This is a genomic window from Sulfolobus tengchongensis (assembly GCF_036967215.1).
GTDB classification, from domain to species: domain Archaea; phylum Thermoproteota; class Thermoprotei_A; order Sulfolobales; family Sulfolobaceae; genus Saccharolobus; species Saccharolobus tengchongensis_A.
In genome coordinates this window covers 2,273,924-2,293,618 of sequence record NZ_CP146016.1, presented here as the reverse complement: position 1 = coordinate 2,293,618, position 19,695 = coordinate 2,273,924, and the positions used below count along the sequence as shown (strand labels likewise).

Annotated in this window: 25 protein-coding genes, 2 tRNA genes and 1 other RNA gene; 16 read left to right on the top strand and 12 right to left on the bottom strand. The window is 32.2% G+C overall.

What is annotated here, in order from left to right; all coding sequences use genetic code 11:
* Positions 1-34 precede the first annotated feature (34 nt).
* The 7 genes from V6M85_RS11130 (at position 35) to V6M85_RS11100 (ending at position 4,154) form a co-directional block, all read left to right on the top strand.
* Positions 35-532, top strand: coding sequence for a multiprotein bridging factor aMBF1 (locus tag V6M85_RS11130; RefSeq protein WP_338600021.1), 498 nt, complete (start codon positions 35-37; stop codon positions 530-532).
* Positions 529-1,599 (top strand): GTPase HflX, encoded by a 1,071-nt coding sequence (hflX, locus tag V6M85_RS11125; RefSeq protein ID WP_338600018.1) that lies wholly within the window; start codon positions 529-531, stop codon positions 1,597-1,599. Before V6M85_RS11130 ends, hflX begins: the two co-directional genes overlap by 4 nt.
* Positions 1,596-2,132, top strand: coding sequence for a tRNA (cytidine(56)-2'-O)-methyltransferase (locus V6M85_RS11120; protein ID WP_338604769.1), 537 nt, complete (start codon positions 1,596-1,598; stop codon positions 2,130-2,132). The genes hflX and V6M85_RS11120 overlap by 4 nt, the downstream gene beginning before the upstream one ends.
* Positions 2,125-2,661 (top strand): transcription factor, encoded by a 537-nt coding sequence (locus V6M85_RS11115; RefSeq protein ID WP_338600015.1) that lies wholly within the window; start codon positions 2,125-2,127, stop codon positions 2,659-2,661. Before V6M85_RS11120 ends, V6M85_RS11115 begins: the two co-directional genes overlap by 8 nt.
* On the top strand, positions 2,639-3,616 hold the full coding sequence (locus V6M85_RS11110) for a DNA cytosine methyltransferase (RefSeq protein ID WP_338600012.1): 978 nt from the start codon (positions 2,639-2,641) through the stop codon (positions 3,614-3,616). Before V6M85_RS11115 ends, V6M85_RS11110 begins: the two co-directional genes overlap by 23 nt.
* On the top strand, positions 3,588-4,052 hold the full coding sequence (locus tag V6M85_RS11105; protein WP_338600009.1) for a RecB-family nuclease: 465 nt from the start codon (positions 3,588-3,590) through the stop codon (positions 4,050-4,052). Before V6M85_RS11110 ends, V6M85_RS11105 begins: the two co-directional genes overlap by 29 nt.
* A 27-nt stretch (positions 4,053-4,079) precedes the next feature.
* Positions 4,080-4,154: transfer RNA gene (locus V6M85_RS11100), tRNA-Val, on the top strand.
* Between the two features lie 1,000 nt (positions 4,155-5,154).
* On the opposite strand, the gene V6M85_RS11095 is transcribed toward V6M85_RS11100, so the two are convergent.
* Positions 5,155-6,486 carry a tRNA(Ile)(2)-agmatinylcytidine synthase gene (locus V6M85_RS11095; protein ID WP_338600006.1) on the bottom strand — a complete coding sequence of 444 codons (1,332 nt, stop codon included), beginning with the start codon at positions 6,484-6,486 and terminating at the stop codon, positions 5,155-5,157.
* Positions 6,483-6,734 (bottom strand): Lrp/AsnC ligand binding domain-containing protein, encoded by a 252-nt coding sequence (locus V6M85_RS11090; protein ID WP_338600003.1) that lies wholly within the window; start codon positions 6,732-6,734, stop codon positions 6,483-6,485. Before V6M85_RS11090 ends, V6M85_RS11095 begins: the two co-directional genes overlap by 4 nt.
* A 53-nt stretch (positions 6,735-6,787) precedes the next feature.
* On the opposite strand from V6M85_RS11090, the gene V6M85_RS11085 reads away from it, so the two are divergent.
* A complete protein-coding gene (locus V6M85_RS11085) occupies positions 6,788-7,294 on the top strand; it encodes a DUF367 family protein (RefSeq protein ID WP_338600001.1) in 507 nt (168 codons plus the stop codon).
* Here the strand turns inward: V6M85_RS11085 and rnpB are convergent.
* The 6 genes from rnpB to V6M85_RS11055 form a co-directional block, all read right to left on the bottom strand.
* Positions 7,284-7,591, bottom strand: an RNA gene (gene rnpB / locus V6M85_RS11080) — RNase P RNA component. The genes V6M85_RS11085 and rnpB overlap by 11 nt on opposite strands.
* A gap of 22 nt (positions 7,592-7,613) precedes the next feature.
* Positions 7,614-7,781: a preprotein translocase subunit Sec61beta gene (locus V6M85_RS11075; RefSeq protein WP_338599999.1), complete on the bottom strand. Its 168-nt coding sequence runs from the start codon at positions 7,779-7,781 to the stop codon at positions 7,614-7,616.
* 4 nt (positions 7,782-7,785) lie between these two features.
* Positions 7,786-8,547, bottom strand: coding sequence for a geranylgeranylglyceryl/heptaprenylglyceryl phosphate synthase (locus V6M85_RS11070; protein ID WP_338599997.1), 762 nt, complete (start codon positions 8,545-8,547; stop codon positions 7,786-7,788).
* On the bottom strand, positions 8,510-8,821 hold the full coding sequence (locus tag V6M85_RS11065; RefSeq protein WP_338599995.1) for a transcription elongation factor: 312 nt from the start codon (positions 8,819-8,821) through the stop codon (positions 8,510-8,512). Before V6M85_RS11065 ends, V6M85_RS11070 begins: the two co-directional genes overlap by 38 nt.
* Positions 8,822-8,978: 157 nt before the next feature.
* Positions 8,979-9,341 (bottom strand): hypothetical protein, encoded by a 363-nt coding sequence (locus tag V6M85_RS11060; protein ID WP_338599992.1) that lies wholly within the window; start codon positions 9,339-9,341, stop codon positions 8,979-8,981.
* Positions 9,342-9,545: 204 nt separating this feature from the next.
* Positions 9,546-9,619: transfer RNA gene (locus V6M85_RS11055), tRNA-Ala, on the bottom strand.
* A gap of 312 nt (positions 9,620-9,931) precedes the next feature.
* Between V6M85_RS11055 and V6M85_RS11050 the strand changes: the two genes are divergently transcribed.
* Positions 9,932-11,128, top strand: coding sequence for an orc1/cdc6 family replication initiation protein (locus V6M85_RS11050; RefSeq protein WP_338599989.1), 1,197 nt, complete (start codon positions 9,932-9,934; stop codon positions 11,126-11,128).
* Complete coding sequence (locus V6M85_RS11045; protein WP_338599987.1) at positions 11,109-11,648, top strand: DUF99 family protein; 540 nt, start codon at positions 11,109-11,111, stop codon at positions 11,646-11,648. The genes V6M85_RS11050 and V6M85_RS11045 overlap by 20 nt, the downstream gene beginning before the upstream one ends.
* 18 nt (positions 11,649-11,666) lie before the next feature.
* On the opposite strand, the gene V6M85_RS11040 is transcribed toward V6M85_RS11045, so the two are convergent.
* The 3 genes from V6M85_RS11040 to cyaB are packed head-to-tail and all read right to left on the bottom strand — an operon-like array spanning position 11,667 to position 13,499.
* Complete coding sequence (locus tag V6M85_RS11040) at positions 11,667-12,185, bottom strand: nicotinamide-nucleotide adenylyltransferase (RefSeq protein WP_338604766.1); 519 nt, start codon at positions 12,183-12,185, stop codon at positions 11,667-11,669.
* Complete coding sequence (locus V6M85_RS11035) at positions 12,140-12,976, bottom strand: S-adenosyl-l-methionine hydroxide adenosyltransferase family protein (RefSeq protein ID WP_338599985.1); 837 nt, start codon at positions 12,974-12,976, stop codon at positions 12,140-12,142. Before V6M85_RS11035 ends, V6M85_RS11040 begins: the two co-directional genes overlap by 46 nt.
* On the bottom strand, positions 12,939-13,499 hold the full coding sequence (gene cyaB / locus V6M85_RS11030; RefSeq protein WP_338599982.1) for a class IV adenylate cyclase: 561 nt from the start codon (positions 13,497-13,499) through the stop codon (positions 12,939-12,941). Before cyaB ends, V6M85_RS11035 begins: the two co-directional genes overlap by 38 nt.
* Before the next feature lie 9 nt (positions 13,500-13,508).
* On the opposite strand from cyaB, the gene V6M85_RS11025 reads away from it, so the two are divergent.
* Genes V6M85_RS11025 through V6M85_RS11000 form a run of 6 tightly spaced genes read left to right on the top strand, consistent with a single transcriptional unit; the run spans position 13,509 to position 18,699 of the window.
* Positions 13,509-14,528 (top strand): RsmB/NOP family class I SAM-dependent RNA methyltransferase, encoded by a 1,020-nt coding sequence (locus V6M85_RS11025; RefSeq protein ID WP_338599979.1) that lies wholly within the window; start codon positions 13,509-13,511, stop codon positions 14,526-14,528.
* Complete coding sequence (locus V6M85_RS11020; protein WP_338599977.1) at positions 14,507-15,049, top strand: hypothetical protein; 543 nt, start codon at positions 14,507-14,509, stop codon at positions 15,047-15,049. Before V6M85_RS11025 ends, V6M85_RS11020 begins: the two co-directional genes overlap by 22 nt.
* 55 nt (positions 15,050-15,104) lie before the next feature.
* Positions 15,105-16,079 carry a DNA repair and recombination protein RadA gene (gene radA, locus V6M85_RS11015; protein WP_338599974.1) on the top strand — a complete coding sequence of 325 codons (975 nt, stop codon included), beginning with the start codon at positions 15,105-15,107 and terminating at the stop codon, positions 16,077-16,079.
* Positions 16,080-16,118: 39 nt separating this feature from the next.
* Positions 16,119-16,634 carry an HIT domain-containing protein gene (locus V6M85_RS11010; RefSeq protein WP_338599972.1) on the top strand — a complete coding sequence of 172 codons (516 nt, stop codon included), beginning with the start codon at positions 16,119-16,121 and terminating at the stop codon, positions 16,632-16,634.
* 23 nt (positions 16,635-16,657) lie between these two features.
* Entirely contained in the window at positions 16,658-17,875 is a 1,218-nt protein-coding gene (gene ilvA / locus V6M85_RS11005) for a threonine ammonia-lyase (protein WP_338599969.1), read from the top strand.
* 29 nt (positions 17,876-17,904) lie between these two features.
* Positions 17,905-18,699: a prephenate dehydratase gene (locus V6M85_RS11000; RefSeq protein ID WP_338599966.1), complete on the top strand. Its 795-nt coding sequence runs from the start codon at positions 17,905-17,907 to the stop codon at positions 18,697-18,699.
* Here the strand turns inward: V6M85_RS11000 and V6M85_RS10995 are convergent.
* Positions 18,692-19,672: an Lrp/AsnC family transcriptional regulator gene (locus V6M85_RS10995; RefSeq protein WP_338599963.1), complete on the bottom strand. Its 981-nt coding sequence runs from the start codon at positions 19,670-19,672 to the stop codon at positions 18,692-18,694. The genes V6M85_RS11000 and V6M85_RS10995 overlap by 8 nt on opposite strands.
* Positions 19,673-19,695 lie beyond the last annotated feature (23 nt).

The following is a 19,695-nucleotide window of genomic DNA, read 5'->3' as shown; positions in this document are numbered from 1 at the left end:
ACGTTTAATACGAGTATTAACAATAGGTATTTATATGCAAACTAATAGTAAAGAATACTGCGAACTATGTGGAGCTCAGATTAATGGCAAAGGTATAACTGTGTCATATGAAGGCTCAGTTATTACCGTGTGCAACTCATGTTATAATAAAATAAAAAAGCATGCTATAATAGTGAATGAAAATAAGAAAAAAAGTGAAATATCTAAGAAAGTTTCTCCTAAACTTCCAAAAATCGAAAGCAGTGATTTAGAAATAGTGCCAGATTATCATAAAATCATAAAATCAGCTAGAGAACAACTAGGACTTTCACAACAAGAGCTAGCACAGAAGTTAAAGGTATCGGAAAACATAATTAAGAGATTTGAAAGTGGTAAACTTAAACCAACCTTATCTCAAGCTAAACAATTGGAAAAGATTCTTGGAATTAAATTAGTTGTCCCAATGGAAAGTAATGAACAAAACCAAGGAGAGGTAGATGATACTGAATTAACGTTAGGGGATGTGGTCAACATAAAAGAGGGAAAGAAGTGAGGTCTGCAGTACTGTTCGTCTCTAATGAATTAAAAGAAGAGGCAATAGCGTTAGCTGAAGGTGCAGATTATAAATTAGTCGAAATTTATAAGATACCAAAATCACCTAACCCGAAATTTTATATACAATTTGATAAATTACAGGAGATTAAAAATAACCATGAAATTGGTACATTAATAGTGTTTGATCAATTAAAGCCTAGACACTTTATAAACCTTAGAAAAGAGTTAAAAGGGAAAGAGGTCTTAGATAAAATTTTACTACTTTTAGAGATATTTGCCTTGCATGCAGGCTCTAAAGAAGCTAAAATGCAAATAGAGTTAGCTAGGCTTAAGTATGAATTGCCAATAATAAAGGAAACTTACACTAAATCAAAAATAGGTGAACAACAAGGTCCTTTAGGAGCAGGAGTGTATGGAGTAGAGTCCATAATAAAATTTTATAATAGAAGAATAAATAAACTGACTAAACAACTTGAAAGTATAAAGAATTTTAAAGAAAAAAATATAGAGATAAATAGAAGAAATGGGATCCCCTCAATAGGAATTGTAGGATATACTAATTCTGGTAAAACCTCATTGTTTAACTCACTAACGGGGTTGTCACAAAAAGTTGATACAAAACTCTTTACAACAATGTCACCTAAGAGATATGCAATTTCAATAAATAATAAAAAAATAATGCTAATTGATACCGTAGGGTTTATCAGAGGAATACCCCCACAAATTGTTGATGCCTTCTTTGTCACATTATCTGAGGCAAAATATTCTGATGCCTTAATCCTTGTCGTTGATGCAACATTTCAGGAAAACTTATTAATAGAAACTTTACGATCATCTTTCGAAATCTTAAGAGAAATTGGGATTTCTGGCAAACCATTATTAATTACTCTTAACAAAATTGATAAGATAGATGGGGATCTATATAAAAAATTAAACCTAATAACAGAAATTTCAAAAGAGCTCTACTCTCCCATAATTGATGTTATACCAATATCAGCTTTAAAGAGAACAAATCTAGAATTATTAAGGGATAGGATATATCAACTAGTAACCCAACTGAGATAAAAGAAATATACGTTTTAAGACTAGGGCACAGGCCAGCCAGAGATAAAAGAGTAACTACACATGTAGCTTTAGTAGCTAGAGCTTTTGGAGCTAGAGGTATATATATTGAAGGAAAAGATGAAAAAGTTGTAGATTCTATTCGTAAAATCCTAAATAACTGGGGTGGTAGCTCATACTTTATAGTAAAAGAAATTAAAAGTGGTAAAAAATTGGTAGAAGAATGGAAAAGAAAAGGAGGTACTGTAATACATCTAACCATGTACGGAATAAATATTGATGATCTTAAGAACGAAATAGAGAAAATAAAATATCCTTTATTACTAATTGTTGGATCAGAGAAAGTCGAAGGTTGGTATTATCATAATGCTGACTACAACATTGCAATAGGTAATCAACCACATTCAGAAGTAGCTGCGCTTGCAATTTTTTTAGATAGAATTTATAAGGGACGAGAGCTATATATGGAATTTGGAGACGCTAAAATAAAGATAATACCTCAAAAAGCTGGTAAAAAGGTGATAAGAAATGGTTAATGCAGAAGATTTGTTTATTAACTTAGCGAAAAGCCTATTAGGCGATGACGTAATAGACGTTCTTAGAGTTCTATTAGAAAAAGGGACTGAAATGACAGATGAAGAAATAGCAAACCAGCTTAATATAAAAGTTAATGACGTAAGAAAGAAACTAAACTTGCTTGAGGAACAAGGGTTCGTGAGCTACAGAAAAACACGTGATAAAGATAGCGGTTGGTTCATATACTATTGGAGGCCAAATATAGATCAAGTTAACGAGATACTCTTGAATAGAAAAAGATTAATTCTAGATAAATTAAAAAGCAGATTAGAATATGAAAAAAATAACACGTTCTTCGTTTGTCCACAAGATAATAGCAGATATTCTTTTGAAGAAGCTTTTGAAAATGAATTTAAATGTCTAAAGTGTGGTTCACAACTCACATATTATGATTCAGAAAAAATTAGGTCTTTCTTAGAGCAAAAAATAAGACAAATAGAAGAGGAAATAGAAAAGGAGACTAAATTTGGTGGAAATAAAGGTCATTGATCTGTTTTCTGGTGCTGGAGGGTTTTCATTAGGATTCAAAAAATTAGGAATAGAACCTAAAGTAGCTGTAGATAAAAATCATGCTGCAGCTAGAACATATTCCTTAAATTTTCCAACTACACTAATGATAGAAGATGATATAAGAGAAATAAGCGGGAGAGAAATCTTAAAGCACGTAAACGGCGAAGTAGATGTAATAATTGGTGGACCTCCTTGTGAAGCCTACACAGCGGCAAATCCATTACGCATGCAAGACCCTTTAAGTAGACTATATGTAGATGAAAGAGGTAGCTTAACACTTGAATTCATACGGATATTAGATGAGATAAAACCAAAAATTTTCGTAATGGAAAACGTACCTGCAATTATTGAGACCCAATCCTTAAAAGAAGCACTACTACATGAATTTAAGAAGGCAGGATATAGTAATGTATTCTTTAACATACTACATGCAGAAGATTACGGAAACCCATCAAAACGTACAAGAGTATTCATTTCTAATGTTAAAATTCAACCCACTAAAGTTCATAAAAGAATAACAGTATATGATGCGATAAATGATTTAGATGGTAAGATAGAAGTTCCTAATAACGAGATAAGTGAACTTAATGAAAAGAAGATTCTAAGAATTTCTAGAAAAAAATATGGTGAATACTTAACTATGTACAAGGGTAGTAAAGGGAGAAATATACCGCTGTACATAAGACTTAATCCAGACGATTTAGCACCAACTATTTTAGGCAACTCTAGATTCATACATCCCTTTCACGATAGATTCCTTACTGTTAGAGAACAAGCCAGATTAATGAGTTATCCAGATGATCACGTATTTTTAGGTAGTAAAGATGAACAATATAATCAAATTGGAGAGTCCGTTCCAGTAGCCTTATCTACTGCTATTGCAGAAGAAATTATGGGTATATTATATGAAAGAACTATATTTAGGCCTACATAATATAACTAGCAATCAAAGATTATTAGACTTTTCCAAGTTAGCATTTAATCTAAAATACGTGAAATACTTAGTTATAACTAAAGTTGGAGGAACGGCTGCACAGTCTGGAATTCCAGAAATTAGTAAATTAGCCTTTAAATATAATAAACCAATATTAGTTTTACCAGAGCTAAAAGATGCGATAGATCTACTGAAACCAGAAATCACAGTCCTAGTATCTCAAAACTCAGAAAAATTGATTAATTTTAGTGATTTAGGAAAGTATAGTAAATTGCTAGTAGTATTTTCTGGTATAGAGGGAAGTGGTTTCAATAAAATTGAACAATCTCTAGGAGAATACGTGAAAATACTAGAAGATGCCTCAGATATTGGAGCTGTAAGTTTAGCATCTTTCTTTTTATGTAAATACTCTCAATTAGTTGAAGGTAAAGTTTAAAAGAGAATAACAGTAACCTAGTATTGGGGGCCCGTCGTCTAGCCTGGTTAGGACGTCGCCCTGACGCGGCGAAGGTCCTGGGTTCAAATCCCAGCGGGCCCATATTTTGTAATCATTTTTATTAAATTTTATTATTTTTAATACTAGGTATCCTAAAGCATTTCCTAGAAGATTTCTTATAGCATACTACATAAAACGTTGTGAAGGTAGTCAGTACATCTAGAGTTAATAGATTTAAGTAAATGATATCTCAAGCTAACCATAAGATTTAATGAGACCTAAACCCCTATCACTCAAATGCGTTACTTACCTAAGAATTTTTCAATTGTTACCAATTTAATTAGATAAACTATTATGTAAGAAAGAATTACTTCTCCTTTATTACAACTGATCTAGGTTCGTTATATACTTATTCCCGTATATCATTTTAGCTTTAATATTGCTCGTTAATGTCACTAAAGTTACTAATGTGTAGAGTAACAAGAAAAAGCGAAACTCTGATATAATACTTGTAAATAGAATCAATACAGAAATAAAAATGTTACTGAATAGATCAACTATCAAAAGCAATTCTATGTTCCCCTAATTTCTTTATACATAAACGTCAGTAATGGACTAATTAGAGAGTATGAAATTCTGTTAAAGACTAGATACTATAACTCCCGTAAAGTAATTGGAATGAGGGGTATCAAAATAGTGCTTAAAGCATTTGTTACCACAAGTAAATAATAGTACTTATCTATCTCATGAGAATACAATGATATGATGGGAATATGGGAAAATAATGTTAAAGACTAGATACTATAAATATACTTAAATTCCACGTTTAAAACTAGAGTAATAAGGGAAAAAAGTAGACTTATTAAAAATATAATGAATAATATCACAGAATTAAGTCGTGTGTTCTACTAGCTGTTTGTTAATAACTATTTTTCTTTTACTTCATTTCATATTAAAGATTATAGCTCAAGAAAGATGATAATAAGAAGAGAAAAAGTAGAATGGGGGTACGTTAACCCATTCCATTTTTATTTTTCGTAAAAATCTTCACATAATCTATAAGGACAATACCAATTATTACATTTAAACTAGGATAATTAAGTTATAACACGTAATTTATCTTATACAGTTCTGCTCTAAATAAATCTAAAAATTTAATCTCATCTTCAAATTGTTTATTTGTGTACCTTAGCTCTAAAAATAAAGGTTTTGTCAAATGTCTATAAATCCTAGTTTGATAGACCCCTAGCGATAAATCCCTTGAAACTCTCTTAATAACCTTAGATGAAGATTTTATAATATATCTACATTTCTTACATCTAAATCCCTTATTTCTTCCTAAAGATTCAGTTGAACTGCCACATTTTGGGCATTTTGGATTAGTATATTCTATATCATTTAGTTCTATTATTTCAAATTGTTCAAGTTCTATTATTTTTTCGTATTTTGTTGATGGTTTAATTGCACCTAAAACAAGAATCTTATCCCCGGCCTTTAGCAATTTGGCCGCATTATTTAACTCCCCAGTTTCCTTATAAACAAATAGAATATCATTATTAGTAGATCTAATTAATACATCACCTCCTTTACCTACCTCAACACTTCTTACTTCAATGACTTTTTTAATTTCTTGATAGAAAAACTCCCCAGTTTTATGAAAATGAATACTTGTGCCTTGATTAGATTTAAATATGGCGAAGAAGTCTATATCCTCATTTGTTTTTATTTCGTGTAAGGCTTTCAATAAATCTTCTATAGAAGTTCCTCTAACCCCATATAATATTGGATCGCTACCATGTGGAATTATAAAAGGATTTTCCTTTACGTAATCGTAATTGGCAAATGTCATAGGAAATGTAATTTCATCAAATCTTTTTACTGACTCGGTGTCTATTATCCTTTTCTTAAGCCAATTTTCCCTTTTTCTGTAAGTTATTAATTCGTAAGTATAAGCTCCATACACTCCTAACGCTGCAATACTTCCAATAATTCCTCTATCTCCTCTAACTTCTATGTCAGTTTTTTCTGCAAATCTCTTAGCATAATCAAGAGGAATCACATCTGAAACCCCTTTAAGATAGAAACTATTTAATTTACTAAGTGATCTTACGTAGTTATTATATTCTATTATTGCTAGGCCAGGTTTTCTATCACGTTCCAGCGCAAAGGAAATTTCTTTTACGTATTTAGTTGAGTATGAAAAAATTAGGTCCGCAAGTTCTTTCTTAGTTCCGTTAAATTCAATTTCAATTCTTATGCTCGCATTACCTCTTGTCTTCCAAGGTATATTTGGGTTTAATCTTACTAGATATGGCATATCTAACAAAATTGCATTATGATTCTTTAATAGTTTAGAAAGCAAAATTACAGAAAAATGTGTTGTACATCCAAGATTATATGAGTCGTGATCATCAATACCTATTATATATCTCATTTCTTTATTACACTTTTTCCCTCCATAATTATCATAGTTAGCGTAGATCTCACTTTTGGTATTTTTCTGATAGAATTGCTAATGAAGTTCTTAAGCTTATCCATATTTTCAGTCTCTACTTTTATTACAATATCATAAACTCCATAAACTACATATGCTTCCACTACTTCATTCATGTTTTTTAACTTTTCAAATACTTCTTCCTCTCCACCAGCATCTGTATTTATAAGGACTATCGCACTAGCCACTTTTATCCACAGACTTTTAATTTTATAAAGATATAAGAACTTTGCGACAATTAATGCAAATTTTTGTGATTGAATTTGAACAAGACGATCCAAAAAAGTGTACAGCAAAAAGAATGATCAGAAAGGGATTCGCCATACGAGTAAGGACGCCAAAAGGAATCTTATTGAATCCAATTTCCAATAAAACATTATCGTATGAAGATAGAGAGATAATACAAAAAAGAGGACTAACAGTATTAGATAGTTCATGGAACAAATCCGATGAAAAATTCTTCAAAAAATACGAAAATTCTCTAAGTAGAAGACTACCATTTTTATTAGCAGGCAACCCTATCAACTACGCAAAACCTTTCAAACTATCCTCGCTAGAAGCAGTTGCCGCGAGTCTGATTATTATAGGTGAGAAAGAACTTGGATTAAAGTTGCTATCATTAGTAAAATGGGGTCCGACTTTCTACAAGCTAAATGAAAATCTTCTAGAAGCGTATTACAAAAAGAGTGAGAGAGAAATCTTAGAAGTAGAAGAAGAATTTCTAGCAGGATATTTGGGGGGCCCCTAGCATAACCCGGCTTCTGTTTTGGGGGATTCGACTAAGCGTACTGTAAGGGGTTGACCCTTGGCTCATTCCCCTTTAACTTGCTCCCAAGAGGACTGCCGTTTCACGCCCTAACTCTTTCATTTATCCTGTACTACTAACAGTTACCTGTTAGTAGATCCTATCATCTATCTAGAGTTAGGGCTTTCGTTTCTGTGCAGTTGCCGGGGATTCTCTCCCCACCCCTTATCGGGGTTCTTGTAAGGGTGGGAGGCCGGAGTTTCCTCAGGCTATAATCCCGTTACCCCCTCTAGAGGCCCCCATACCATTTTTAACTATACATTTAAAATATTTTTGTAATCACTATAACCGCAATTGTTAGTGCTAAGCTAGCGCCTATTACTATTTTTGGACTTACTTTAATCTTCTCATTCTCTTCTTCATAATATCTTATTAATCCAGCCATTGAAAGAAGGGGAACTGTCTCTTTTTTCTTCTTAGGAGCAGGCATACTCTTAAATCCCCTTATACTTTGTATTCTTTATTCCCCTTATTATTTTTATTGCCTTTTCAACATCGCTCTCAATAATGTTACCAGTTACAATTATATCAGCACCAGACTCAGCCAATTTTATTGCGATTTCTGTACTCCTAATTCCACCTCCTATAATCAATGGAATGTTAGTTGTTTTTTTAATAAATGATACCATTTCTGGTTTTATTGGCTCAGGTGCCCCAGATCCTGCTTCGAGATAAACGAAATTCATACCCAGATACTCAGCTGCCAAAGTGTAAGCTGCAGCTAATTCAAAATTATCGTAAGGTATTACTCTAGCTCTACCTACATGAGCAGCAGTACCTCCATGGCCAACTATTACATAAGCTGTAGGTATTGCTTCAAGCTGTAACATTTTAATAATTGGCGCAGCAACTATCTGAGCTCCTATAATATAGTATATATCATCAGAGTTTAATAGAGATAGAAATAGTAATGCATCAGCTTTTTCTGATAATAAGTTTATATTACTAGGGAATATGATTTTAGGTATTTCATAATCATCAAGAGATGATAGTACAAAATCTAGCTTTTCTTTTGAAACACCTAGTGTACCGCCTATTAAAAACGCATCGGTCCCTGCATCATATAGATTTTTAGCTATAAATTTAAGTTCGTCTTTGGAATTTATTTTATACGGATCTAATAAAGAAAAATGTAATTTCTCATTGTTACTTATTTTGTCAATAAGGTATTTCTTCACTTTTCCCTTCAATTTCATTTTCTTCTTCAGTATTTTCGTTCGTTCTCTCTTTTATTTGTAATCTCCCATCTAAATACATGTCTATGAACTTGGCATAGGCATTAGCCTCGTCAAATACTGGTGGTACTTCTACTTCAGTATATAGACCACAACTACCACAAGAAATTCTAGCGATATTTTCCTTTCTTTTTATACTAATTGAAACTTTTCCACACCTTGGACATTCAAATGTCTTAGGTAATTTAGGTTTTACTCTGATTATTTTTGTTCTCTTACGTCTCTTTCCACCCATTCTAATCACTACTATTTATTTTTACTCTTTTTCTTTTTCGTATAAATGTCTTTTGTACTTGAAGACTTTACTGGAAATTCAACAAATATTAGATAGACTATTATAAAAGCTAATATTAATATTCCAGATATAAACACTAGTTGAACATCATTCAAAGTTAACTCTCCAAATTGCTCACTATTTTTCTTAGTTTTAAAGATTTTCCACAAGTATAAATGTCGCTCAAAATCTCTGACAAATCCTTCAATGCTAATTCAATTTTTATTATTTTGTCTTTTTCTAAAGCATACTTTAATCCTAGGATATGATAACAATGCTCTTGCTTTTTCCTTAATACCACATTAAAAAGAAATGCTGGACAGCTACAATTATTTAAGTCTAATACATAGTCACACTTACTCCCAATATAGATGAATACTGAAAACATACTGCCTCTTAGAATTATATTTATAAACCTTCTTTCGATAGCTATCTTTTTAGCCTTTGATAAAAGACGCCGATCTATTTGATCTATAGACACTCTCTATACTTTCTCGTTTTAAAGGATTAATAATTTATATTAGAATTAGTTTAATAGCTAGTATTCATATACTGAGTCTAATAAATGCTTATAACTAGAGATTTTCAATTATATTATTTTAAGACTCTCTTTATAAGAGAAAACATGTTTTACATATTAGAGTTTTCATATGCACAACGAATTAAACAGCTCAAATTAAAATAGTGGACCGGCCGGGATTTGAACCCGGGACCTCTCGGATGCCAACCGAGCACTCTTCCAGGCTGAGCTACCGGCCCTCGAATAAAAATTAAAGATAACGTACTTTAAAAATTTACCTAATCTAATACACACTTCTCTCGGACCCCTTTGTTTCTTGTGGAAACTAATTTAGTGCGCTAACTCATTAATATATAAATTACATTATACAAATTGTTTAAACATCATGTTGTGACTATTAGGATTGTATCTCATTTATTTTTCCATAGGAAAGAAAGGGGTCGAGATTTTGCAGCTATTTTTTAAGTTTTCCAGTGGAAACAAAGGGGTATTTTACTCCCCAGTTAAATGGGCTATATTTTAAAAATATAACACTAGGAACAATACAATAGATGAGTGATATAATTGACGAAGTCATTTCATCGTTTAAGGTTTCGAATATCTTTATAAATAGAGATTATTTAATGCCAGATTATATCCCTGAAGAATTACCTCATAGAGAGGATCAAATAAGAAAGATTGCCGGAATTTTAGCTCCATTATATAGGGGTGAAAGACCCAATAACATTTTCATTTACGGTTTGACTGGCACTGGAAAGACTGCTGTCTCAAAGTTTGTCTTATCTAACCTATATAAGAAATTTCCAAATAAATTTAAGTATGTATATGTTAATACTAGACAAACTGATACCCCATATAGAGTATTGGCTGATTTATTAGAAGCCTTAGGTGTGAAGGTCCCATTTACTGGATTATCTATAGCCGAATTGTATAGGCGTTTAGTAAAGGCCATAAAAGAATATAGTTTGCAAGTTGTCATAGTTCTTGACGAGATCGACGCTTTTGTAAAAAAGTATAATGATGATATCTTATATAGATTAAGTAGGATTAATAGTGAAATAAGCAAAGGTAAGGTATCTTTTATAGGAATTACAAACGATGTGAAATTTGTAGATTCGTTGGATCCTAGAGTTAAAAGTAGTTTAAGTGAGGAAGAAATTGTTTTTCCTCCATATAATGCAGAAGAATTGGAAGATATATTAAGAAAAAGAGCTCAAATGGCGCTTAAGCCCGGTGTTCTATCTGATAGTGTAATTAGGTTATGTGCTGCATTGGCAGCACGAGAGCATGGAGATGCACGAAGAGCTTTAGATCTTCTAAGAGTTTCAGCAGAGATTGCCGAGAGGTTAAGAGATTCAACTGTTAAGGAAGAATATGTATATATGGCTAAAGATGAAATAGAACGAGACAGAGTTAGGGATATTATATTAACCTTACCCTTTCACTCTAAATTAGTGCTTGCTGCAATTGTAGCCAAGTTACTCGAAGAAAAAAATGCGGTATTAACTACAGGAAATGTGTACGAAGCTTATCTATCTATTTCTAAAAAGCTAGGTATTGAGGCAATTACTCAAAGAAGGGTAAGCGACATTTTAAATGAGTTAGATATGGTAGGCTTGTTAACTGCAAGAGTTGTAAATAGAGGTAGGTATGGTAAAACTAAGGAAATTAGTTTAGCTGTAGATAAAAATATAATAATTAAAACGTTAACAGAAAGCGATAATAGGTTTGCTGATCTCTGGGGTTGATGATGGGTATTTCCCACTATCATATAAGGGAAGAAAAGGAATGGCTCCATTAGTTGTAGTCACTTTTGACAATTATGAGATGGTTGATGTCGATTGGGATCTTATTACTGTCGATGGAGACGATGCTACAACTGTTCTAAAGAGACTAAGGAAAGGCGAAATTATCATTTTAGATGGTGTTATATATGCAGGATTTAATTATATAATACCCTATTCTGAGAATATGATTTTCTTTTATTCAAAAATGCCTAAGATAGAAATAATTAAGCAAGCTCTCGTTAAACATTTTTCTAGTGACAAGGAGAGAATAAAGGCGATACTGAACGTTTTAGGCAATCTGCGGCAGATTCCTACAAAAAAAGGGAATGTTTTTACATATTCCACGCTCGATATAAGTCTCACAAGATCAATTATAGAAAAATATCAAATCTATTCTAAAATACCAGAAGTTCTGAAAAGTGCTCATATTGTTGCTAGCAGTTTAGGAAAATTCCTATATTCCAAATATATGAAAACATAAAAAACATTTCTTAGCTAATCATTTATCGGTGCCTACAATTTCCTTTAATCTCTGATCACCACGAATCTCTAAAATATACTTATGCACAGCTTTAGGTACTAGCTCGCTCCAATTATCATTTAAAATTATAAGCCGTCTTATGTACGTAGAATTAAATTTCTCTCTATCGAATGGAGGTGGAATTTCGACTTTATAACCAGCTTCCTTAAATATTCTAATTACTAATGGATTCCTTGCGAATACAACCTCAAATTTAGGAGTGTATGTACTTACGTGATATGCCCAAACATTATTCATCAATATATCAGGAACTGGTATTATATATATTCTTGACAAATCTATTCCAGACTCCCTCAAGGCGTTTCTTATCATTTCTATTCTTTCGCCTGCAGTAAATGGATTACTTACAGTATGACTTTCTTGTGCACTCCCCACTAAAATTATTAACTCATCAACTCTTTCTAAGCTCCATTTAACTACATTTAAATGGCCTAAATGAAATGGCTGAAATCTTCCTGGGTATAACCCTCTATACAGATTTCATCACCTTCTTTAACGTTTAATTTATCTTGTGCACTCCCTTTATTAATTCCTATCTCGAGCATGAAATATCCATTAGAATAAATCAATAATTCGTTTTCATTACCATATCCGAATGTTTTAACGAATTTACAGTTGTGTTTCATATCATTTACCTTTACTACTATCTCTTGATCGTAATTAAAGGCATTTGATATTACATCCCTAGGTATGCTAGTAGCTACGTTGCCAAAATGATCGATATAGACTACTTTTCCACAGATTTCATTTTTTGTTATTCTATAATCAAAATCTAACTTAGTTATGTCTTCCAATTTTACTTCGTTTCCAAATACGTTAAGATCTATTCCTGCAGATAAAAACGCTGCAGCTACAGAGAAAATATCTCTTCCGTGAAACGTATTTGATATCATTTTAGATAAATATAATTTATTATTACTTATTTCTATTATCTTCTGAATACCATCATTTTTAGCTGCTGGGAATAAAACTCCATTATCTGGACCTACAAACATATAGTTAGTTGTCTTTATTATTAATGGTCTTCTTCTAGTTCCAACTCCTGGATCTATAACCACTAAGAATATTGTATTTCTGGTAAAATATTTGTAAGAAGTATATAATAGATATGCTCCTGCAGTTATATTAAATTTTTTACTATCACCAGTTATATATGTGATTTCAACTTGAGGGTTTATTCTTTTTATTACAGCTTCCATAACTCCATTGTAATTATCTCCAGCTCCAAAATCAGTAAGTATTGCTATTTGACGAGGAATTCTTCTCATTTTTCTCAATTAATAACTCTAGATAAGATTTTGTAGTTAACTTTCCTCTTATCTTATATTTTCTAATAAAATCATTAACATATGTATGTATTTTCTCATCTTCAATTTCATGAATAGCTTCTATTTCTATAAATTGACCCAAATTATCTACTAGATCTAACGAAATTAGAAAGGAATCGTCTAGGTAGTTAATTCTGGTTTTTTTGATCGTTATCACTGGATAAAATCCGAGTCTATCTAAAAAATGAATTGTTTTATCAAGATCATTTACCGAAATGGTTATTTCTTCCCTAGCTTTTAATGATGAATTAAACTTAGGCCCTTTATATGTTAATTCAATCCCTTTGTCATTTATTCTTATTCTTACAGCTTCATCGCTCATTTTAAAATTTCTATAGATAAAGTTAAAGTAAATATCTTCTTGATGTTCTATGTTTAGAAATTTTAGATCTCTATCTAGTAATTCCTTCAATTGATTTATAGGTGGTTGCTCAACTACTATTTTAACCTCCTTTTCAATCATTATTCTCTGATGGAAAATCTCGTAGCAGAATATTTAAGCCAATATGAAAGGATCTTTGATATTTCTCCTTCTTATGAATCGAAGAAACTTGCATCTAAGTATAGTTTTCTAGATTATATGATTGAAAGATATTTAAATATGTTTCTTGATATAAAAGAAGTTGAAGAATATTTATTTTCGTGCAGTTTTCCATTAAAGAAAAGCATTAGATGTAACACGTTAAAAGTAGAATGTAATGCTTTAGAGAACATTATGTCAGAAAAGGGTTTTATAATGGAAAAGGTACAATGGCTCCCTCACGGTTATGTTATTAAGAAGTTACCATCTAAACCGTCTTTAGGTTCGACTCTCGAATACCTATTAGGATATTATCATATTCAAGGTTTAGCTTCTATGGTACCAGCGTATGTCCTAAATCCTTCATCAAGCGATGTTGTATTGGATATGGCTGCAGCTCCTGGCGGTAAAACTACACAACTTTCTCAAATAATGCAAAATAAAGGTCTGGTCGTGGCAGTAGAGAAGAATCGAGATAGAGTTAGATCACTAATAAGTAATATTAATAGATTGGGAGCAGAAAATGTAATGGTAATTAGAACAGATGTATCGAATTTGACAAAAGTGAAAGAAATAAGTTTTGATAAGATACTGTTAGACGCTCCTTGTAGCGGTGAAGGGATAGTTCAAAAGGACCCTACTAGACGATATAAAACTACAATAGAGGACTTGAAAAACTTCTCTTTAATTCAGTTATCTTTAATGAAAGTAGCTTATGACCTATTAAGAGAAGGTGGATACGTGGTTTATTCTACATGTAGTATAGGACCAGAGGAGGATGAATTAGTTGTAAATTTCGCTACTGAGAGATTAGGAATGAAGATTATACCCGTAAACAATTATCCTGCATTAAATGGCTATACCATTTACCGTAATGTTAAGTTTAGTGATGATTTAAAAAACTGTTTAAGGTTTTTTCCACATATTCACGGTACTGAGGGGTTTTTCCTATGCCTTTTAAAGAAGGAGTGAAAATGAGATTTAGTATTATTGATTTAGACAAAGTGAAGGCGAAACTAGAGGTTATATTCCTAAGATATGGATGTAAGGATAAGTTAGACGAGTTCGTACATGATAGGCAGTTTTTTGAACTTAAAGGTAAATATAATCAAATATTTATGTTTAATAGTGATAATAATATTCTGCTAAATTTTATAAATAATTTGATAAGTATAAATTTTCATCCATATTCTGTTGGTGTACCTATAGTTGTTTATAATGATATTGAAGTTTTACCTACGTTAGCTTTCGGAAGCTATTTAGTGAATATGTGTAAGAATAAGATAGTAATAAAAGATTACAATTTACTGTACAAGTTAATATATAAAAAACCAATATATATGGGCTTGGTATATAATCTTAGAGATGCAATAGCTGTTGATAATTTGGGTAATTTTATAGCCTATGTGAAGATATTTAAAAATAGAAGGAGAGGATTATCGGAGATAATACCAACTAAAGATATAGGATGGTATTTAAGGCGTGGTGGATAAATATAAAAGTTAGAAATCAGAGGTATTTGTCTAGTATAAGTAGTCGGTGATAATAATGTCAAATGAGATACAACAGAAAAAGAATGTAAAAAGTATCAATGATCTGTCCGGCATTAGTCAGACTGTAATTAATAAACTAATTGAGGCCGGCTATTCATCATTAGAAGCATTAGCTGTAGCCTCTCCACAAGACCTAAGTATAGCAGCTGGGATACCGTTATCCACAGCACAAAAGATAATTAAGGAAGCAAGAGATGCGTTGGATATAAGATTCAAGACAGCACTGGAAATCAAAAAAGAACGCATGAATGTTAGGAAAATAACTACTGGTAGTCAAGCATTAGATGGTCTGCTAGGAGGAGGTATAGAAACAAGGACTATGACTGAGTTTTTTGGGGAATTTGGCTCTGGCAAGACACAATTGTGTCATCAATTAAGTGTTAATGTACAACTTCCACCTGAAAAGGGTGGATTATCCGGTAAGGCTGTATATATAGATACAGAAGGAACATTTAGATGGGAAAGGATCGAAAATATGGCTAAGGCATTGGGATTAGATATAGATAATGTTATGAATAATATATATTATATAAGGGCTATAAATACTGATCATCAAATAGCTATAGTAGACGATTTGCAAGAATTGGTCAGTAAAGATCCTTCAATTAAGCTAATTATTGTAGATTCGGTTACTTCTCACTTTAGAGCAGAATATCCGGGTAGGGAGAATTTAGCTGTTAGGCAACAGAAGTTAAATAAGCATTTGCATCAATTAACTAGATTAGCAGAGGTTTATGATATAGCAGTTATTATAACTAATCAAGTAATGGCCAGACCAGACATGTTTTATGGAGATCCTACAGTAGCAGTAGGTGGCCATACTTTATATCACGTACCAGGAATAAGAGTCCAACTTAAGAAGAGTAGAGGAAATAGAAGAATAGCAAGAGTCGTAGATGCCCCTCATCTTCCAGAAGGTGAGGTTGTGTTTGCATTAACTGAAGAAGGAATAAGGGATGCAGAGGAATAGAAGTTAATATTTTATGTGTTGTTGATATGTATATTATTTATGGATATTTTATGGGCTCCATGGAGAGCTAAATATATAGCTGACTCTAGCAAAGCAAAGGGAGGCGAATGTTTGTTCTGTAGGGTTGTGAAAGAAGATAATGACCAACAAAACTATATAGTATATAGGAGTAAGTATGCGTTTATAATACTTAATGCTTTCCCTTATAACACGGCTCATGTTATGATTGTGCCTTATAGGCATCTTCCCTCAATTGAACTTCTCACTAGTGAGGAGTCATTAGACGTGTTTAACTTAGTCAATTTGTCAATAAGGGCTATTAGAGAAGTATATAACCCCGATGGGTTCAACATAGGTGTGAATATAGGTAGAGTAGCAGGAGCTGGGATAGAATCGCATGTTCATGTTCATGTTGTCCCTAGGTGGAATGGGGATTCAAACTTTATGCCAGTAATATTTAATACCAAGGTTATGCCAGAAACTCTTGATGAAACATTTAAAAAAATAAATGTAAAAATTAACGAGATAATGAAGAAGCCCTCGAATGCTGAATGATTGATGAAGGCAGGGTTTTACGGATGACGTATCTAGAGTATTTTGAAAAAATTAAGTTAGCTAAGGAAAGAATAGGGCAATATGTACATGAAACTCCAATAGACTATTCTACGACTTTTTCAAGAATAGTTAATGCAAAGGTTTATCTTAAGCTGGAAAATTTACAAAAGACTGGTTCATTTAAGGTTAGAGGAGCGTTCAACAAATTACTATCCTTAAAGGATGAAGAAAAGAAAAAAGGAGTTATCGCTGTTTCTGCTGGTAATCATGCACAAGGAGTAGCCTACGCAGCGTCTACTTTAGGTATAAGGTCTGTAATTGTTATGCCAGAAACTGCTCCAGCATCTAAGTATTTAGCTACAAGATCTTATGGAGCCGAAGTTGTTCTATACGGTAAATATTTGCATGAAAGTATGAAAAAGGCCGAAGAGCTAATTCAGAATTCTGGTTTAGTTTTTGTTCATCCATATGGCGACTTAGATGTAATAGCAGGTCAAGGAACTATAGGAATTGAATTATACGATATTAAACCAGATTACGTGATCATTCCTATAGGTGGCGGTGGTCTAATTTCTGGTATAAGTGTAGCTCTAAAATACAGATTTCCGAACATTAAGATAATAGGCGTTCAATCCTCTTCATCACCCTCAATGAAAGTCTCGAAGGATTTAGGGAGACTTATAGAAGTAGAACCTAGTTATTCTATAGCTGATGGTATTTTAGTTAAATCTCCTTCTGACCTAACTTTTGGTATTGTAAATGAATTGGTAGATGATATAGTATTGGTAGATGATGAGGAAATAGCCGAAGCCATAGTCTTACTTTTAGAGAGAAGTAAAACCTTAGCTGAAGGTGCTGGCGCATCATCGCTTGCGGCTCTCATTTCAGGGAAGATAAAAGTAAGTGGACTAGATAAAAGGGTTATTTCTCTAATAAGTGGAGGGAATATAGACTTATCATTATTATCTACAATTACAGAAAAATTCTTATATAAGCAGAAAAGGGTAGTTAAGGTAAGGGTGATAGTTCCAGACAAACCTGGGCAATTAAATAAAGTGCTAAGTTATGTAGTAAAAATTAGGGGAAATATAATTGATATAGTTCATGATAGGCATAGTAGTGATGTATTGCCTGGTTATACTAAAATATACATCACGTTTGAACTTCAATCCTCAGAATCTCTTAGTTTGCTTCTAACTAATTTAATAAATGAAGGAATAGATGTAAAAATTGTAGAATGATTTATTAATCTTAGATTTTAGAAGAGTAGGTGGTAGATGTAAATGGAATTTATTATTTAGGACCAGAAGGAAGTTTTACCCATGAGGCAGCAATTATACTTAAGGGGGAATTAAAAAGCAACCCTACAATTTCATCAATATTTAACGCTATAAGTAAAACAAATAACTCTATAGGCGTAGTTCCAATAGAAAATAGTCTTGAGGGTCCTGTGAATGAAACACTGGATAACTTGTATACGTACGATGATATTCACGTTATAGGAGAGATAGAGAGAAGAATTGAGTTAGTACTAGCAAGCAAAAGCGATGATATAAGGAAAATTAAAAAAATATATTCCCATCCCCATGCTTTTAATGAAGCTAGAGAAAGAATAAAAGAATTAGGATTTAATGACTATATACCAGTGGAAAGTACATCGAAAGCCGCTCAGATTGCATCACAAGATCTAGAAGCCGCAGCTATTTGTTCTGCTTTTGCAGCTAAACTTTATAATCTAAATATTATTCTTAATAAGCTAAATTATGATAATAACTATACTAGGTTTATAATCATATCAAAAGAGATTAGATTTAATGGAGATAAGTCCATGGTGATGTTCACAGTTCCTCATAAGCCTGGCGCACTTTATAAAGTTCTTCAAGTATTTTATGAATACAATATAAACATCTTAATGATATATTCTAGGCCGTTAAAATCAATCCCTTGGCAATATTATTTTTATCTAGAATATGAGGGTGATATGTCAAACAAGGAGTTTATAGAAAAATTATTGAAATCAACTTCAGTATTAAAACTAAAGGGATCTTTTTCTAAAATTAGATAACAATTCCAGGCTTTAAGTTATCTATACTAAATAATATCATATAACTTCTTGAGTTAGTTTCTTTTGCTATTTCTTTTGCTACATTTTTTATAATCTCCTTTTTACTTGCATGTATCATACTATAGCATAGGTATTTCCAAGATTCATCACTTGCTTCTCTAAGTACCACATGCGTTGCTTCTTTTATATTTAAGGCTAGCCTTTCACACGCTTGTTCTACGTTATCAGTATTTAGCAATACCATTCCATTTTCAACTATTCCTACTTTTTCTCCATTAAGTGTGGCTCCATAGTCTTTGATTACATTTTTTTCATGTAATTCCTTTATCAGTTCAACTAGTTCTTCCTCTTTCATTTTATGCTTTTCAGCCAGATCTTTAAATGGTCTCTGTGAGATTTTTAATGGATAAGATAAATCTATAAGTAATTCCTTACTTATTCCTAATTCTTCTGCTGTAGGTACTTTGCCTAGATTCCTTACATTATTTGGACTCCATGATACACCTCTTATTACATCATATTTTACACTTAGTTTTAATGTCCTTTTAGAATATAATATTACGTAATCATTAGAATCTACTTGATTAAGTAATTCCTTAACATTCTTATTTAGAGTATCTCTATCACTAGCCTTTAGTACAAACCAGATATTATATTTTGGATGATCCCTAACATAATTGTGAGTTAATTCCCTTATTCCAAGGGCTATCTTTCTAAATTTTTCTATTTTATCTGGCGCTATACGAGCGGCAATTAGTGCACCATCCATTCCTTTTGCTCTGAAACTAACATACATACCTATTCTCTTAATTACGCCAGCTTCAAGTAGTTTCTTAACTCTAGTAAGTAATTCGTCTTCGGATATCATCAACTCTTCACTAATAATTTTAAAAGGTTGCGGATCAAAAGGAAATTCGTATTCTAGTTTCATTAATATTTCCTTGTCAATATCTGAAATTTCAACTTGATTCATATATTGAAAAAATGGTAACGTGA

Excerpts from the sequence above, each read along its gene's own strand:
- V6M85_RS11025 (WP_338599979.1), top strand. The coding sequence starts at position 13,509 with ATGGAAAATCTCGTAGCAGAATATTTAAGCCAATATGAAAGGATCTTT.
- V6M85_RS11010 (WP_338599972.1), top strand. The coding sequence starts at position 16,119 with ATGGATATTTTATGGGCTCCATGGAGAGCTAAATATATAGCTGACTCT.
- V6M85_RS11095 (WP_338600006.1), bottom strand. The coding sequence starts at position 6,486 with ATGAGATATATAATAGGTATTGATGATCACGACTCATATAATCTTGGA.
- V6M85_RS11105 (WP_338600009.1), top strand. The coding sequence starts at position 3,588 with ATGAAAGAACTATATTTAGGCCTACATAATATAACTAGCAATCAAAGA.
- V6M85_RS11070 (WP_338599997.1), bottom strand. The coding sequence starts at position 8,547 with ATGAAATTGAAGGGAAAAGTGAAGAAATACCTTATTGACAAAATAAGT.
- radA (WP_338599974.1), top strand. The coding sequence starts at position 15,105 with ATGTCAAATGAGATACAACAGAAAAAGAATGTAAAAAGTATCAATGAT.
- V6M85_RS11020 (WP_338599977.1), top strand. The coding sequence starts at position 14,507 with ATGCCTTTTAAAGAAGGAGTGAAAATGAGATTTAGTATTATTGATTTA.
- V6M85_RS11115 (WP_338600015.1), top strand. The coding sequence starts at position 2,125 with ATGGTTAATGCAGAAGATTTGTTTATTAACTTAGCGAAAAGCCTATTA.
- cyaB (WP_338599982.1), bottom strand. The coding sequence starts at position 13,499 with ATGATTGAAAAGGAGGTTAAAATAGTAGTTGAGCAACCACCTATAAAT.
- V6M85_RS10995 (WP_338599963.1), bottom strand. The coding sequence starts at position 19,672 with ATGAATCAAGTTGAAATTTCAGATATTGACAAGGAAATATTAATGAAA.
- V6M85_RS11065 (WP_338599995.1), bottom strand. The coding sequence starts at position 8,821 with ATGGGTGGAAAGAGACGTAAGAGAACAAAAATAATCAGAGTAAAACCT.
- V6M85_RS11130 (WP_338600021.1), top strand. The coding sequence starts at position 35 with ATGCAAACTAATAGTAAAGAATACTGCGAACTATGTGGAGCTCAGATT.
- V6M85_RS11035 (WP_338599985.1), bottom strand. The coding sequence starts at position 12,976 with ATGAGAAGAATTCCTCGTCAAATAGCAATACTTACTGATTTTGGAGCT.
- V6M85_RS11050 (WP_338599989.1), top strand. The coding sequence starts at position 9,932 with ATGAGTGATATAATTGACGAAGTCATTTCATCGTTTAAGGTTTCGAAT.
- ilvA (WP_338599969.1), top strand. The coding sequence starts at position 16,658 with ATGACGTATCTAGAGTATTTTGAAAAAATTAAGTTAGCTAAGGAAAGA.
- V6M85_RS11085 (WP_338600001.1), top strand. The coding sequence starts at position 6,788 with ATGCAAATTTTTGTGATTGAATTTGAACAAGACGATCCAAAAAAGTGT.
- V6M85_RS11075 (WP_338599999.1), bottom strand. The coding sequence starts at position 7,781 with ATGCCTGCTCCTAAGAAGAAAAAAGAGACAGTTCCCCTTCTTTCAATG.